The sequence below is a fragment of the Hyalangium sp. genome (genome assembly GCF_045802625.1).
Taxonomy (GTDB): domain Bacteria; phylum Myxococcota; class Myxococcia; order Myxococcales; family Myxococcaceae; genus Hyalangium.
In genome coordinates, this window is record NZ_JBJMQP010000010.1 from 1 (window position 1) to 13796 (window position 13796).

General features: G+C 69.1%; 12 protein-coding genes. 5 read left to right on the plus strand and 7 right to left on the minus strand.

Annotation, left to right across the window (positions count from 1 at the left end):
* Nucleotides 1-35 precede the first annotated feature (35 nt).
* Both acs and ACJ8AT_RS02055 read right to left on the minus strand, forming a co-directional pair.
* Nucleotides 36-1997, minus strand: a complete 1962-nt coding sequence (gene acs, locus ACJ8AT_RS02050) for an acetate--CoA ligase (RefSeq protein WP_407735824.1) — start codon at nt 1995-1997, stop codon at nt 36-38.
* Nucleotides 1998-2059: 62 nt separating this feature from the next.
* On the minus strand, nt 2060-2542 hold the full coding sequence (locus ACJ8AT_RS02055; protein ID WP_407735825.1) for a hypothetical protein: 483 nt from the start codon (nt 2540-2542) through the stop codon (nt 2060-2062).
* 71 nt (nt 2543-2613) lie between these two features.
* On the opposite strand from ACJ8AT_RS02055, the gene ACJ8AT_RS02060 reads away from it, so the two are divergent.
* From ACJ8AT_RS02060 to ACJ8AT_RS02070, 3 genes are read left to right on the plus strand one after another with little or no spacing between them, the layout of a single operon-like run.
* Nucleotides 2614-3042: an NUDIX domain-containing protein gene (locus ACJ8AT_RS02060; RefSeq protein WP_407735826.1), complete on the plus strand. Its 429-nt coding sequence runs from the start codon at nt 2614-2616 to the stop codon at nt 3040-3042.
* Between the two features lie 12 nt (nt 3043-3054).
* Nucleotides 3055-4203: a M50 family metallopeptidase gene (locus tag ACJ8AT_RS02065; RefSeq protein WP_407735827.1), complete on the plus strand. Its 1149-nt coding sequence runs from the start codon at nt 3055-3057 to the stop codon at nt 4201-4203.
* A gap of 22 nt (nt 4204-4225) precedes the next feature.
* Nucleotides 4226-4882: a hypothetical protein gene (locus ACJ8AT_RS02070; protein ID WP_407735828.1), complete on the plus strand. Its 657-nt coding sequence runs from the start codon at nt 4226-4228 to the stop codon at nt 4880-4882.
* Between the two features lie 8 nt (nt 4883-4890).
* On the opposite strand, the gene moaD is transcribed toward ACJ8AT_RS02070, so the two are convergent.
* The 5 genes from moaD to ACJ8AT_RS02095 form a co-directional block, all read right to left on the minus strand.
* Entirely contained in the window at nt 4891-5553 is a 663-nt protein-coding gene (gene moaD, locus ACJ8AT_RS02075; RefSeq protein WP_407735829.1) for a molybdopterin converting factor subunit 1, read from the minus strand.
* Between the two features lies 1 nt (nt 5554).
* On the minus strand, nt 5555-7345 hold the full coding sequence (locus tag ACJ8AT_RS02080; RefSeq protein WP_407735830.1) for a PKD domain-containing protein: 1791 nt from the start codon (nt 7343-7345) through the stop codon (nt 5555-5557).
* Nucleotides 7346-7354: 9 nt separating this feature from the next.
* Nucleotides 7355-8083 carry an MXAN_2562 family outer membrane beta-barrel protein gene (locus tag ACJ8AT_RS02085; RefSeq protein ID WP_407735831.1) on the minus strand — a complete coding sequence of 243 codons (729 nt, stop codon included), beginning with the start codon at nt 8081-8083 and terminating at the stop codon, nt 7355-7357.
* Entirely contained in the window at nt 8080-8970 is an 891-nt protein-coding gene (locus tag ACJ8AT_RS02090) for an MXAN_2561 family MXYO-CTERM-anchored protein (RefSeq protein ID WP_407735832.1), read from the minus strand. Before ACJ8AT_RS02090 ends, ACJ8AT_RS02085 begins: the two co-directional genes overlap by 4 nt.
* A gap of 126 nt (nt 8971-9096) precedes the next feature.
* Nucleotides 9097-10128 (minus strand): aspartate-semialdehyde dehydrogenase, encoded by a 1032-nt coding sequence (locus ACJ8AT_RS02095; protein ID WP_407735833.1) that lies wholly within the window; start codon nt 10126-10128, stop codon nt 9097-9099.
* Nucleotides 10129-10291: 163 nt separating this feature from the next.
* Between ACJ8AT_RS02095 and ACJ8AT_RS02100 the strand changes: the two genes are divergently transcribed.
* Nucleotides 10292-11407 carry a prenyltransferase gene (locus ACJ8AT_RS02100; protein ID WP_407735834.1) on the plus strand — a complete coding sequence of 372 codons (1116 nt, stop codon included), beginning with the start codon at nt 10292-10294 and terminating at the stop codon, nt 11405-11407.
* Between the two features lie 203 nt (nt 11408-11610).
* Nucleotides 11611-13713, plus strand: a complete 2103-nt coding sequence (locus ACJ8AT_RS02105; RefSeq protein WP_407735835.1) for a protein kinase domain-containing protein — start codon at nt 11611-11613, stop codon at nt 13711-13713.
* Nucleotides 13714-13796: the final 83 nt, after the last annotated feature.

Genomic DNA, 13796 nt, shown 5'->3' on the forward strand with positions numbered 1-13796 from the left:
CTGGCTCCGTCAGAGCCGGGCGTCCGCGAGGCGCTTCACTCCTCGTCCCTGCGCAGCGAGGCGAGCACGCTCAAGTCCTCCAGCGTGGTGGTGTCTCCCGTCGTCTCCTTGCCGGCCGCGACGTCGCGCAAGAGCCGCCGCATGATCTTTCCGGAGCGCGTCTTCGGCAGGCCCTCCGCGAACCGGATCTCGTCCGGCCGGGCGATCGCGCCGATCTCCTTCGCCACGTGCGCCGCCAGCTCCTTCTTCAGCTCCGGCGAGGGCTCCGTGCCCTTCTTCAACGTGACGAACGCCACCAGCGCCGTGCCCTTCAAGTCGTCCGGACGGCCCACCACCGCGGCCTCGGCGATGCGCGGGTGCGCCACCAGCGCGCTCTCCACCTCCGCCGTGCCCAGGCGGTGGCCTGCCACGTTCACCACGTCATCCACTCGGCCCATCAGCCAGAAGTAGCCGTCCGCGTCCGTGCGCGCCCCGTCGCCCGTGAAGTACTTGCCCGGCAGCTCGCTGAAGTACGTCTTCACGTACCGCTCCGGATCCCCGTACACCGTGCGCAGCATCGACGGCCACGGCTTCGTGATGAACAGCAGCCCACCCTGCCCCTTTGGCACCGGGTTGCCCTGCCGGTCCAGGATCTCCGCGTGGACCCCCGGCAGCGGGAACGTCGCCGAGCCCGGCTTCGTCGGCGTCGCCCCCGGCAGCGGCGTGATCATCATCCCGCCCGTCTCCGTCTGCCACCACGTGTCCACCACCGGGCACCGTCCGCCGCCAATCACGTCCCGGTACCACATCCACGCCTCGGGGTTGATCGGCTCTCCCACCGAGCCCAGCAGCCGCAGCGAGCTCATGTCGTGCTTGCGCGGGTGCTCCTCGCCCAGCCGCATGAAGGCCCGGATGGCCGTGGGCGCCGTGTAGAGGATCGTCGCCTTGTAGCGCGCGATGATCTCCCAGAACCGATCCGGCCCCGGATGCGTGGGCGCGCCCTCGTAGAGGATCGTCGTCACCCCGTTCATCAACGGCCCGTACACCACATAGCTGTGCCCCGTCACCCAGCCCACGTCCGCCGTGCACCAGTAGATGTCATCGTCCTTCAAGTCGAACACCCACCGCGTCGTCAGCGAGATGTTCATCGCGTAGCCCGCCGTGGTGTGCAGCACGCCCTTGGGCTTCCCCGTCGAACCCGAGGTGTAGAGGATGAACAGCGGGTGCTCGCTCTCCACCCACTCCGGCTCGCACGTCTCGCTCTGGCCGCGGACCAGCTCCTCCCAGGAGATGTCCTTCGGCCCGAGCGGCCCCGCCTCCCCCGCGCGCTTGAGCACCACCACCTTCTCCACCGTGCGCATGTTCGGCACGGCCGCGTCCACGTTCTTCTTCAGCGGCACCACCGCGCCCTTGCGCCACCCGCCGTCCGCCGTGAGCAGCACCTTGGCTCCCGCGTCGTTCATGCGCTCCTGCAGCGCCTCCGCCGAGAAGCCGCCGAACACCACCGAGTGCACCGCGCCGATCCGCGCGCACGCCAGCATCGCCACCGCCGCCTCGGGCACCATGGGCAGGTAGATGCCCACCCGATCTCCCTTGCGCACCCCGAGCGACTTCAGCCCGTTGGCCAACTTGTTCACCGCCACCGCCAGCTCGCCGTAGGTGACGGTGCGGCGATCTCCGGGCTCGCCCTCGAAGAGGATGGCCGGCTTGTCCTTCAGCTTCGGCAGGTGCCGATCCAGGCAGTTGTAGGCCAGGTTGGTGCGGCCCTCGATGAACCACCGCGCGTGCGGCGGCTTCCACTCGAGCACCGTCTTGAAGGGCTCCTTCCAGTAGAGCTCCTCGCGCGCCCGCGCCCCCCAGTACGCCTCGGGATCCTTCGCCGCCTCGTCCCACAGCCGGCGGTAATCCTCCATGCTGCGGATGTGCGCTCGCTTCGAGAACTCCGCGGGCGGAGGGAAGACTCGGTTCTCCGAGAGGACTGATTGGATCTCGTGCGACGGACGCTGCGGCTCGGCCATGGCTTCCTCCCCAGCAGGACAGCAAGACGTGTCCTATTGTCTAGGTCGCCTGTGGCTCGGGCTCAAGGCTGCTCTGCGCACTGCTCCCCATTCTGAACGGCCTCGAAGCGGGCCCACAGCTCGCAGACGCACTGGTCCGGGCGCCGCGCCTCGTAGCGCACCCGCAACACGCCGTTGAACTGCGTACGACACACCGTGTCACCTTCCAGGTGCACGCTCACCTGATCCAGCAGGCACTCCTGTCCGTTGGCCGTCGCCGTGGCGTTGGCCACGCTGCCGTCCACCGCGAAGCTGCCGCCGGACTCCAGGAAGCGGCCGACGAGCTGCATCTCCAACAGCTCGAAGTCCATGCGCACCACCTGTCCGGTAATGAGCAGCGAGCCGTCCCAGAGCGCCTCCTCCGAGGACAGCAGCTTGCAGTCGTCCCGGTACACCTCGGTGGCGCGGATGTCGTAGTGCCCCGGGTTCTGGGGGTAGGAGTTGCAACTGGCACAGAGCCCCGCAACGAGGAGCAGGCACGGCAGGAGCAGGCGGCGGGTGGACACGAGCACACCATAACCAACCCCGCGCATCAGTGCAGTGCCCTCGCTCGGCCCGGGGTAGACTGCCCGCCCCTATGGCCGAGACCCAGTACAAGAACCCCACCCCCACCGTGGACTGCATCATCGAGCTGTCCGGCGAGCGCATCGTCCTCATCCGCCGGGCCAACCCGCCCATCGGCTGGGCCCTCCCCGGGGGCTTCGTGGACGAGGGCGAGCCCCTGCACGCCGCCGCCGTGCGCGAGGCCAAGGAGGAGACGGGCCTCACGGTGGAGCTGATCGAACAGTTCTTCACCTACTCGGATCCCAAGCGCGATCCGCGCAAGCACACGGTGTCCACCGTCTACATCGGCCGGGCCCAGGGCGAGCCCCAGGGCGCGGACGATGCCGCCGAGGCCAAGGCCTTCCCCCTCAATGCCCTGCCGAAGGATCTCTGCTTCGATCACGGCACCATCCTCTCGGACTACCTGGCCTATAAGCGGACCGGGCAGCGCCGGAAGATCTGAAGCCGCGCTCGGATGTACGTCCTCCTGGCCCTCCTCGCCCTCGGCCTGCTGCTGGCCGTGCACGAACTGGGACATCTCGTGGCCGCGCGGCTGCTCGGCGTGACCGTGTCCCGGTTCTCGCTGGGCTTTGGGCCTCCGCTGCTGTCCTTCCGGCTGTTCGGCACGGAGTATGTCGTCGCGGCCATTCCCCTGGGCGCCTCGGCCACCCTCCACGGGATGAACCCCCACGCGCCGGGGTTGGATCCCGCTGATCCCCGGAGCTACTCGGCCCAGCGCCCGTGGAAGCGCCTGGTCATCACGCTCGCCGGCTCGCTGGCCAACTACCTGGTCGCGCTCGGTGTCCTGGTCGCGCTGTACACCTCGGGCACGCACGTGGTGGTGCCACTCACCGTGGGCACGGTGACACCCGGCTCGGAGGCGGCGTTCGCGCAGATGCTCCCGGGCGATCGCATCCTCAGCGTGGATGGACAGCCGGTGAAGACCTGGTCGGACTTCGTGGAGTTCATCGCTCAGAGCCCGGGCCGCGAGCGGTCGCTCGTCGTCTCCCGCCACGGAGAGCCCCGCGTGGTGAAGGTGCGCCCCCGAGCCGATGAGCACGGAGTGGGCCGCATCGGCGTGAGCCAGCAGTACGTCTACAAAGAGCACAAGCCCGGCGAGGCCCTGATCCAATCGCTGCTGCACACCCAACGTGTAGCGGGCGAGGCACTCTCGATCATCCGAGGGTTCGTGGTCGGGCGCGATCCCGCGGCGGACTCTCCCATCTCCGTGGCGCTGGTGCGCCAGTCCTCCGGCGCGGCTTCCAGCGGCTTGGACTCCTTCATGCGAGTGCTGGTGGCCATCTCGGTGGTGCTCGCGTTGCTGCACCTCGTGCCCGTGCCGGGGCTGGACGGCGGGCAGTTGGTGTTTCTCGCGCTCGAGCTGGCGCGAAAGCGTCCCGTGTCCCCGCACGTGCAGACGCTGGCGAACACGGTGGGGTTCCTGGCCATCGTGGCCACCATGGTGGCCGTGGCCATCGCGGACATCCGCCGCGCCCTTCCCTCCTCGGAGGCGGCGAGCAGCCCTGGCAATGGAGGGGTGGCGCTCCCCGCTCTCCTGGATGCCGGGGATACGGCCAGCCAGGGTGGCTCTCCCAGCGATTCGGGCGCTGCCGACGCGGGGTGAAAGCTCTATTCTCGGACGGTCCATGAATCGCCAAGCCACTGCCGGCCTCTTCTGCGAGCTGTACTGGGGTGAGTCCCTGGCCGAAGCCTGGAGCTTCGGTCCCGAGCAGCCCCAAGTGCTCGCCGCGCCTGATGAGAAGGCGCCCCTGCCGCTCTATGGCTTCACCCTGCCCCAGGAGCCGTTCCTCCTGGCCGAGCGCACCGAGCGCGGCTACCGCGTCTTCGTGCCCCCGAACGTGAAGCTGGAGCGCAGCACCCGGGGGGATGCGTTCCACGGCGTGCCCGAGTCCCAGCTCGAGCGGCGCGAGGGGCGGGTGAGCGTGGAGCTGCCCGAGGGCTCCACGCTGCGGCTCACCGAGGGGGAGCTCCATCTGACGCTCCAGCACTCGGTGGCGAAGGATCGGGAGAAGCCGTCCCGGTTGAAGCTCCTCGTACGGGTGGCGGTGGGCAGCGCCCTGTTCCTCTTCCTGCCCCTGGGGTTCCTGCTCGGGGGGCCGGATCCCGACCAGCTGCAGAAGATCAACAGCCGGGGGCTCGAGGCGGCGAAGGAGAAGGAGCTGGCCCGGCGCAAGGCGCTGGGAGTCGACACGCCCCTGCGCCCTCTGTCCGACGCCGAGAAGAAGCAGAAGCCGGATGGAGGCACCCCAGCCCCCGTGCCCGGTGGGTTCAGCGTCCAGTAACGGCTGCGCTAAGGCCCGAGCCCCACCCAGATCTCGCCGTCCTCGAAGAACTCTTTCTTCCAGATGGGCACGTCCTGCTTGAGCCGCTCGATGGCGTGCTCGCAGGCCAGGAACGCCTCCTTGCGGTGTGGCGCCGCGGCGGCGATCACCACCGCCAGCTCTCCCGGCATCAGCGTGCCCACCCGGTGCATGATCGCCAGGCGCGTGCCGCTCCAGCGCTCCGCCACCTCCGCGCCGATCGCCGCCAGCCGCTTCTCCGCCATCGGCGGATAGGCCTCGTACTCGAGCCTCAGCACCCGGCGGCCCTTCGTCTGGTTGCGCACCGAGCCCGAGAACGTCACCAGCCCGCCGTACGCCTCGCCCGACACCGCCGCCACCACGTCCTCCAGCCGCAGCGGCCGGTCCACCACCGAGAACAGACCCGAGCCTCCCGACACCGGAGGAATGAGCGCGAACTCCGCCCCGGCCGGCACCTCGGCGCTCGCATCCACGAACTCCTGGTTCACCGCCACCCGCAGGTGCGGCAGCAGTGGCTTGAGGCTCGCGTGCCGCTCGGCCAGCAGCCGCAGCACGTCCTGCACTCGCGTGCCCGCGGGCACCTCGAGCGTCTCGCGCTGGGCTCCCGCGCGCTCCCGGGCCGCGGCGAAGTAGAGGATGGTGATCATGGCCATCTCAGCGCGTCCGCACCACGATCCGGCCTCGCAGCCGAGCCCCACCCTCTTCGACAGCGAAGTCCAGGAAGGCATGCTCGAAGGGCGTGAGCTGATCCAGGAACGCCCCGCCAAAGGCCTTGGCCGCGCTCAACTGCCCCTGGGGAACGCCCGGCACCTGCTCGGGCGCGTCCATGTCCGCGCGCAGCCGGCCCATGTCCACCATCAGGGACACGTGGCTCGGCCCGAACGTGCTGGCTCCGAAGCGATCCCGCAGCGCGGCGCCCACGTTCCCTCGCGGCCTCGCATCCAGCACCTCGCCCGCCTGCAGCGACAGCCGATCCGCCGCCACGCTGACCACCAGCGGCTGCTCCATGACCCGCGTCCGGAACCGGGTGACGTTCTTCTCCTGGCTCGACTCCACGCTCCACGAGCCCTCCTCGAACGCCTTCATGAGCGCCGTCACCACCGGCTCGGAGCGCGTCAGCCCCGCCTCCAGCAGCACCGCGCCGCGGGGCTCGGGCCGCTTGTTGAGCAGGAAGTTCCGGTAGAAGGCCGGCGCGTCGAAGTACACCAACAGCGTCACGTCCCCTCGCAGCGCGCCGATGAGCCCCTCGGCGTCGAGGCCCTCCTTGCGCCAGATGTCCTGAGCCTCCGCCCGCCGCGGCGAGCCCGGCGCTCCGAAGACCAGCGAGGCCAGCTCCTCCGGAGGGATGGACATCATCGCCGCGCCGACGGGCCCCAAGGGCGCCTGATCCAGCAGCGCGGGCACGGGCCCCTGCTTGCCCTTGAGCAGTGGCTTGTCCGTGGCCAGGAAACCATCCAGCTCCGCGCGCCCCTCCTTCACGCCCAACGAGGCGAGGAACCCGGGGAACCCTTCATCCACCTCCTTCTTCGGGAACTGGGTGAGGATGTACACGCTGCCCTGCGCCACCTTGCCCCGCAGCCGCGTCAGCAGCGGAGACTCGGACAGGCCCGGGCCGGTGAACCCCGCCACGTACCGGCGCAGCCCCTCTGCATCCGGTGACGAGGTGGAGGCCTTCACCGGCTCGCCCTCCTTCGCCTCCTCCTTCTGCGGCATCGCCAGGTACAGGTAGCCCCGGTCCAGGAACGCCGTGACGGGCTCCGCGCCGTTGAGCTCGATGCGCACGCTGCCGTCCTCCTGGCGCCGCGCCTTGTGGCCCTCGGACTCGAACTCCTTGACGACGGCCTCCATCGCCGCCTGCCCGTCCGTCACTCCCAGCAGCGCCACCGTGCCCTCGAACGTGGGCACCGCGAACAGGCCAAAGCCCTCCTCCGGATCCACCGCGCTCGAGTCCCCCTTCACGCTCTGCAGCACCATGGGCAGGAAGGGCGTCTCCTCCATCTGCCGCTGCGCGACGTCCGGCCCCACCAGCCGCTCGTAGAAGTCCACCAGCGGCTCCACGGAGCCACGGAGCTGGGGCACGTAGATGGCCACCGTGGCATCCGAGGGGATGGCGCGCAGCACCGGCCTGGGCGCCACCGTGAGCTGCGCGCGGCCCACCTCCGTCGTCCCATCGAGCGCCCGCACCGCGTACGTGCCCGAGCGCGCGAAGGCATGCGACACGTGGCTGGCCTTCTGGGCCGGGGTACCATCGCCGAAGTCCCAGCTCACTTCAGGCGTGCCCTCCTGGACGGCGCCGAACTCCACCGGGATGCCCGCCTCCACCGTACGGTCCGGCCCCAGCTCGGGCCTCACCGTGTGGTGGCAGCCAGCGGCCAGCAGGCCACCAGCCACCAGCGAGAGGAAGGACAGCGGGACTTTCAGGGACAGGCACGAGGAAGACCGCATAGAAGCGGTCTAGTAGTCCAAGGCCAGCCCGAACATCCAGTGCCGACTGGAGAGAACGATTCCCGGGCTGCCAAAGTTGTCCACTTGAGCGTATGTCCACTCAGCGAAGAAGTAGCTGTGGTTGACACCGATGTCCGAGTCGAAGTCCCGAGCCAGCCGAGGCTCCAGCACGTCCAGCAGGAACGAGACGCCCCCCGTGAGGCCGTAGCCCCACCGCCCCCCCTTGCCCGCGCGATCGCCGAGCGTCTGCGTCTCGCCGCCCTTGTTGATCCACCATGGCATGTAGATCAGCCCCAGCTTGCCGTAGGGCACCAGCGGCACGTGCCAGCGCAGCGCCGGGTAGTCGAACTTGTAGAAGCCGTTGAGCTTGAGCGGCACCACCTTGAGCGCTGTCTTCTCCTCGGCGGTGTCGCCCGTGTCGGTCTTGGTGCTCGCGTACTTCTCCGCGTAGCCCGCGGACACGCCCAAGCCCGCCGTGCCGATGCCCTGGTAGAAGTAGCGCTGCAGCTCCAACTCGAAGAGCAGCATGGGCCTGTCGCCGAACGTCTCCGCGTAGGGCTTACCGGTGAGGCCCTCCTCGGTGTCGATCCGGGGCGTGAAGGTGCCCAGCTTGAACTCCACGTCGCCCGTGCGCGGGGACTGCAAGGGCACCACGGGGGACGTCTGCGTGACAGTCTGCGCCTGGCTCGGCAGCGCGCCGAGGAGCGCGAGGATGCCGAGGGCTACTGCTCGACTCATGACCGTTTTCTCCTTGAGGACAGCCAGAACGCCAGGACGGCCATGACCCCACCGCCCGTCAAACCACCTGCCGCCGCGCCACAGCCTCCCGTCTCCGCCCCCTGAGCCTCGACGTACCGATCGAAGAAGCCCAGGGTGTGGATCGGCGTGCCCTCCAGGGGCTCCGAGGCCGCGCTCTCATTGTCCGCCGCGTCCAGCGCCGTCGCGGTGACCGTGTACGTCACTCCGTTCTCCAGGCCGTCCATCTTGAACAGCGTCAGATCCGCGGCCTGGGTGGACGTTCTCTCATCGGAGCCGTCCGCCCGCGCCACGTGGACCTTCACCCGGGAGGCATCCGAGGGGGAGCTCACGTGCACCGAGAGGGCCTGGTCCAGCGCCGCCACCTTGTCGATGGTTGGCGCATCCGGGGGCTTGGCGTCATAGGTGACGTCGATCGAGGCCTTCTGGAAGTTCTTGGAGTTGGTGGAGCAGTCTCCAGCAATCCCTCCCGGAGTCGGGACCGAGCCGCACAGCTTGTAGGTCTTCTCCTGGCCGTCGGCGGGACAGGTGGTGGTCCCCCCCTGGAAGAGCGGGAGATCATTCGTCGTGAACGACACCGCGCCGGTGCGGTTGTTGATCACGTTCGCCTTCGACACGGTCTCGACGGGCGTGGTGCCACTGGGCACCTCATCCGTGCAGGACTCGGCGAGCCAGAAGTGGAGATCGTCGCAGACGACGGTCGTCGTGAGGTTGTAGGTCCAGGTCACCGTGGTTTTCTCATCGCACGAACCCTTCTTCAGCCGGATGTCGAGCTGGTTGCCCGGCAGCGAGATCTGAAGCGGGGACGCCGTCTGGCTCCAGGCGGCGGTGGTGGCGGTGAGCGTGAGGGCAATCAGCAGGTAACGCATGGACGGTGGTGACCCTAGCAAGTGGGGGGCCATCTGAAACGGGGGGTGTATCCCTTCATTCCCAGGTGAGAGTCCCCGGTCCCTCCGCCAAATGGGCAAGCCCGGCCCGGGGGGCGTGCCAAATTGTCAGGCAGGGCGTTGGAGCAGCCGCAGGCCGGCCTCCACCAGGTTGAGCGCGCCCCCTCGGCCGGCGTTGTCCACCACGGCGAAGAGGGAGAGCCACTCGGGCGCCTGGGGAAAGGTACGCAACCGGCCGACGTGGATGGCCGGGTCTCCGGCAATGAGCATGGGCATGGGGTAGACCTTCTCCGTGGGAGCATCCAGCACCTTGAGTGCGGGGGACGTCTTGAGGGCGGCGCGCGCCTGCTCCACGGGGGCCGGCACCTTGAGCTGCACGTGCACGCTCAGGCCGTGGCCATAGAAGGTGGGCACCTGCACGGCGGTGCCGGCGATGACGGGCGTCTCTCCTCGGGCGCCGAACAACCGAGCCGCCTCGAGCGTCCAGCCGGCCTCCTCCTCGGTCCAGGGCGAGTTGGCCATGAAGGGGCCCACCTGCGGCACCAGGTTGAAGCCGATGCGGTGGGGGAAGGCGTGCGCCTCGGGCTCGCGGGCGGAGAGCAAGCCGGCGGTCTGCTTCTCCAGCTCCCCCACCCCGCTGACTCCGGCCGAGGACACGCCCATCATCGCCGTCACCTGGGCCCGGACGACGCCGCCAAAGGCCTTCTGGAGCGGGGCGATGATCGAGACGAGGGCGCTCGACACGGCCGAGGGGATGCTGACGATGCGGCCCTTGAAGGTGGCGCCCAGCACCTCGGGGTTGAACGTCGGGAGCACCAGGGGCACGTTGCCGTCCGCGCGGAAGGCGGAGCTGGCATCCACCACCCAGGCGCCCGCGGCCTGGGCCACCGGCGCCAGCTTGCGAGAGGCGCTGGCCGGGGTGGCCAGGAGCACCAGGCCCACGCCCCGGAAGGACTCGGGGGTGGTCTTTTCGAGCTCCAAGGTGTCCTCGCCGTACTCCAGCTCCACGGCCTCGGAGCGCTCGGAGGCCAGTGCGGCGAGACGCTCGGAGGGCACGCCCTGATCCAGCAGCGCGGAGAGCACCTCGCGCCCCACGACCCCCGTGGCCCCCACCACGGCGATCCGTACGTTCTCATTCATGGCGCGCCCTTTAGCATGTCCCCATGTCCGAGTGGCTCTCCGATAAATCCTTGAAAACAAGAACTTTTAGATCTTCTAGCCATCTTTGACAGTCAAGTATGCGTAGGCCAGACTACTCAAGGCGCGAAAGGTGTTTTCTTGGAATTCTGGAGACAGGATGCCCATGAGTGATCTGCCACTGCCGGTACACGGTAAGGAGCTGGTCGTTGCCGCAACCGCCGGGTCGTCTCGGAGGAGCTTCCTGGCTCACTTCGTGCGGCTGGGGCGGACCAAGTACCTCTTGTACAGCTGGGTCCTGCACTCGCTGGGGGTCACGGCCGCGGTGTACATGGGGTCTGCGCCACAGCTCGGGGCGTACCTGCACGGCCAGCTGTTCGTGTGGTGCCTGCACCTGATGACGCACTACTGCAACGAGTACTTCGATCTGGAGGCGGACCGGGCCAACCCCTCGCCCACCCAGTGGACCGGGGGCAGCCGCGTGCTCGTGGAGGGGCTGATCGAGCCCAAGGTGAGCCTCATCGCCAGCCTGGTGCTGCTGTGCGTGTGCCTGGCGCTCATCCCCTCGATGCCGCGCCCGGCCCAGTATGCGGCCATCATCGGGTTGGGGCTGGCGTGGTTCTATACGGCGCCTCCGTTCCAGCTCAACTACCGCGGCCTGGGTGAGCTGACCGTCACCACCGTGCTCAATGGCTGCTTCCCGATGATCGGCTACGCGCTGGCCACCGGCGAGGCCAGCCTCTTCCCCGCGCTCCTGCTGCTGCCGGCCTTCCTCATCCAGTTCGTCCGGATGACGATCATGAACCTGCTGGACTACGAGGGAGATCGGCGCGTGGGCAAGCGCACCCTGGTGGTGCTGCTGGGGCCTCGGGCGGTGCTGCACCTGCACGCGGTGGTGCAGGCGCTGGCCTATGTCCTCCTCGTCCCCGCCGTGCTCTGGGGGCGCGTGCCCCTCTGGGTGGCGCTGTGCGTGGGGAGCACCTTGCCGCTGTCCGCGTGGCATGTGGCGCGGCTCTACCGGGGCGCCCACCTGAATCCGCGCACGGCCAACAGCGTGCCCTTCTGGGCCTCCACCCACGTCTCCCTGGTGGTGGCCGCCGCCTATATCGGGCTGCTGCTCGACGGCTTCCTCCGAGGCATCTTCCGGGTCGGCGGCCCCTCCAACCTGCTCCTGGCGCCGATCGTCGTCTATGCCGTCATCCTCCTGCGCCAGATGCGCAAGAACCGCCCCAAGCCCATCGGCGAGCCCCGGGACGCGGCGGCCCCGGCGCGGGCGGCCTGAACTCCAGCGCGGGTGAAGAACAGCCGGGGAGGGGAGCCCCTGCCTCGACGCGGGCCCCTACCCCCACAAATCCTGGAAGGCGGACAACTTCGCCCCCACCCATGAGGGCGGTGTATGATCCGTAACCGCTTTGCCCCCTACCGCCCTTCATGCTCACGCCAGAGCCTCCGCGGCGCCCGAGTTGCCGAATGATGACTGCTGGGTTGAATTTCGGGAAGTACTCCATCCTGGAGCACCTGGGCTCCGGAGGAATGGCCGAGGTCTACAAGTGCCGGCTCGGCGGCATCGGCGGTTTCGACAAGCTGGTGGTCGTCAAGCGCATCCTTCCCGAGCGCTTGGAGGAGCCTGAGTTCATTCACATGTTCCTGGATGAGGCGCGGATCGCCGCCAACCTCAACCACCCCAACGTCATCCACATCTTCGAGGTGGACGAGATCGACGGCGCGCCGTACATGGCCATGGAGTACGTGCGTGGCCCCACGATGGCCGCGATGATGCGCGCCGCGTACCGCCAGAAGAAGGTGCACCTGGGGCACATCGCGAAGGTTCTCGCCGACGTGTGTGCCGGGCTGTACTACGTGCACAACGCGAAGGATCAGAACGGGGTGCCGCTGCAGATCATCCACCGGGACATCAGCCCGCAGAACATCCTCATCTCGGTGGAGGGCGTGCCCAAGCTGCTGGACTTCGGAGTGGCCAAGGCGGTGGGCAGGCTGGCGCAGACCGAGGCTGGCATGTTCAAGGGCAAGCTGCGCTACATGGCGCCGGACCACGTGCGGGGCGTGCCCGTGGATCACCGCGCGGACATCTACTCGGTGGGGGTGTGCCTGTACGAGGCGATGACGGGCCGCCAGCGCTTCCCCAGCAGCCTGAACGAGGCGGCGGTGATGGCCACCATCATGGATGGCAAGGTGGCGCCCCCCTCCCAGGTGGTGGAGAACTTCCCGCAGGAGTTGGAGAGCATCATCATGTGGGCGCTCGAGCCCGAGCCGGCCCAGCGCTGCCCCAGCGCCGATGCGCTGCGCCAGGCGCTGGAGCAGTTCATCGCTTCGGGCGGCTATGCCTCCAGCGCTCAGGCGGTGGCGCAATGGGTGGCGGAGCTGTTCCCGCCCTCGGAGACGCAGTCGTACGGGCGCAAGCCCGCCGTGTCCCCGGGGACCGGCTCCGCCTCTTCGCCGCGCACCGGCTCGCGCCCCGCCCTGGGCAGTGCGGCCAACTCGGGCAGCAACTCCAGCATCCGCGCGCTGCGCACCAGTGGCAGCAGCTCCGGGAAGCTGCGGATGGGGCAGCAGCCCTCGCAGGAGGAGGGCGCCTATCCCGCCGATCTCACCCAACTGGAGAAGGCCCCCTCCGAGCAGGAGGAGGCTCCGGCCAAGCCGGTGGCGAACGCCATCGTGGCCGTGGGGACGATGGTGGCGCTGCTGTTCGGCGGAAGCGGGGTCGCGTACCTGGCCACCCGGAAAGGGGCTCAGGAGCATGCCCCGGCGACGCAGGCCGCCCAGCCGGAGGCAGCCAACCCCCAGCAGGCCTCGGGCAGCACCGCGCCCCCCGTGAAGGAGACACCTGCCCCGCCCGTGGCCCCTGCCCCACAGGCGCCGCCACCGGCGGCTCCCACGGCCGCCACCCTGGAGTCCTCCCTGGAGGAGGCGGAGCGCTTGCTGAAAGAGGCCCAATACGGCCAGGCCCTGGAGCTGCTCTCCAAGGTCAGTGAGGTGCAGACGACGAATCCCGAGCTGAGCAGCCGGCGCGTGCGCCTGACGACGATCGCGGAGCGGGAGTCGCTGCTCACCAAGGCCCGCATGGCGCTGGAGCTCAATGACGTGCCCAAGGCCGTCGAGACCGCCAAGCAGGTGCTGGACCTGGAGCCGAACAACCCGGAGGCGCTGCGGCTGTTCTCCGAGACCAAGAAGCTGACCGGCGCGAACGCGAACGCGGCGCAGCGCCCGCGCCAGCGCCAGCGCATGGGCACGCTCAACCTGACGGTGGAGCCCGCGGCCATGGTCTACCTGAATGACGAACCGGTGGGCCTGTCTCCACTGCGGCAGTACAACCTCCCCCAGGGCAGCCACAAGGTGGAGGTCCGGCTCGCGGGCTACGTGCCCATGGAACGCACCGTGCAGATCCAGGGCAACAAGGCCACCACGCTCGAGCTGGCGTTGGCGCGGGCCAGCCGGCCGCAGGACGGTGGCAAACCGGCGGCGAAGGGGGGCGAGGGCGAGGAGGCCGCCCCCCCCCGTGCCACTTCCGACTCTACGACTCCAGCCCCGCCTGAACCGCCCGGCAACACCGCGGCGGCGCCGCATTAGAAGGAGGCCGCCCCATGCAGCCCATGGCTATCGCCGCAGCCACCGGCCTCATTGCTCCCCCACCCCACACCACACCACTACCA

Bases quoted from the DNA above. Each gene is read 5' to 3' on its own strand.
- ACJ8AT_RS02085 (WP_407735831.1), bottom strand. From the start codon at position 8,083: ATGAGTCGAGCAGTAGCCCTCGGCATCCTCGCGCTCCTCGGCGCGCTG.
- ACJ8AT_RS02080 (WP_407735830.1), bottom strand. From the start codon at position 7,345: ATGCGGTCTTCCTCGTGCCTGTCCCTGAAAGTCCCGCTGTCCTTCCTC.
- ACJ8AT_RS02095 (WP_407735833.1), bottom strand. From the start codon at position 10,128: ATGAATGAGAACGTACGGATCGCCGTGGTGGGGGCCACGGGGGTCGTG.
- ACJ8AT_RS02090 (WP_407735832.1), bottom strand. From the start codon at position 8,970: ATGCGTTACCTGCTGATTGCCCTCACGCTCACCGCCACCACCGCCGCC.
- ACJ8AT_RS02065 (WP_407735827.1), top strand. From the start codon at position 3,055: ATGTACGTCCTCCTGGCCCTCCTCGCCCTCGGCCTGCTGCTGGCCGTG.
- moaD (WP_407735829.1), bottom strand. From the start codon at position 5,553: ATGGCCATGATCACCATCCTCTACTTCGCCGCGGCCCGGGAGCGCGCG.
- ACJ8AT_RS02060 (WP_407735826.1), top strand. From the start codon at position 2,614: ATGGCCGAGACCCAGTACAAGAACCCCACCCCCACCGTGGACTGCATC.
- acs (WP_407735824.1), bottom strand. From the start codon at position 1,997: ATGGCCGAGCCGCAGCGTCCGTCGCACGAGATCCAATCAGTCCTCTCG.
- ACJ8AT_RS02070 (WP_407735828.1), top strand. From the start codon at position 4,226: ATGAATCGCCAAGCCACTGCCGGCCTCTTCTGCGAGCTGTACTGGGGT.
- ACJ8AT_RS02100 (WP_407735834.1), top strand. From the start codon at position 10,292: ATGAGTGATCTGCCACTGCCGGTACACGGTAAGGAGCTGGTCGTTGCC.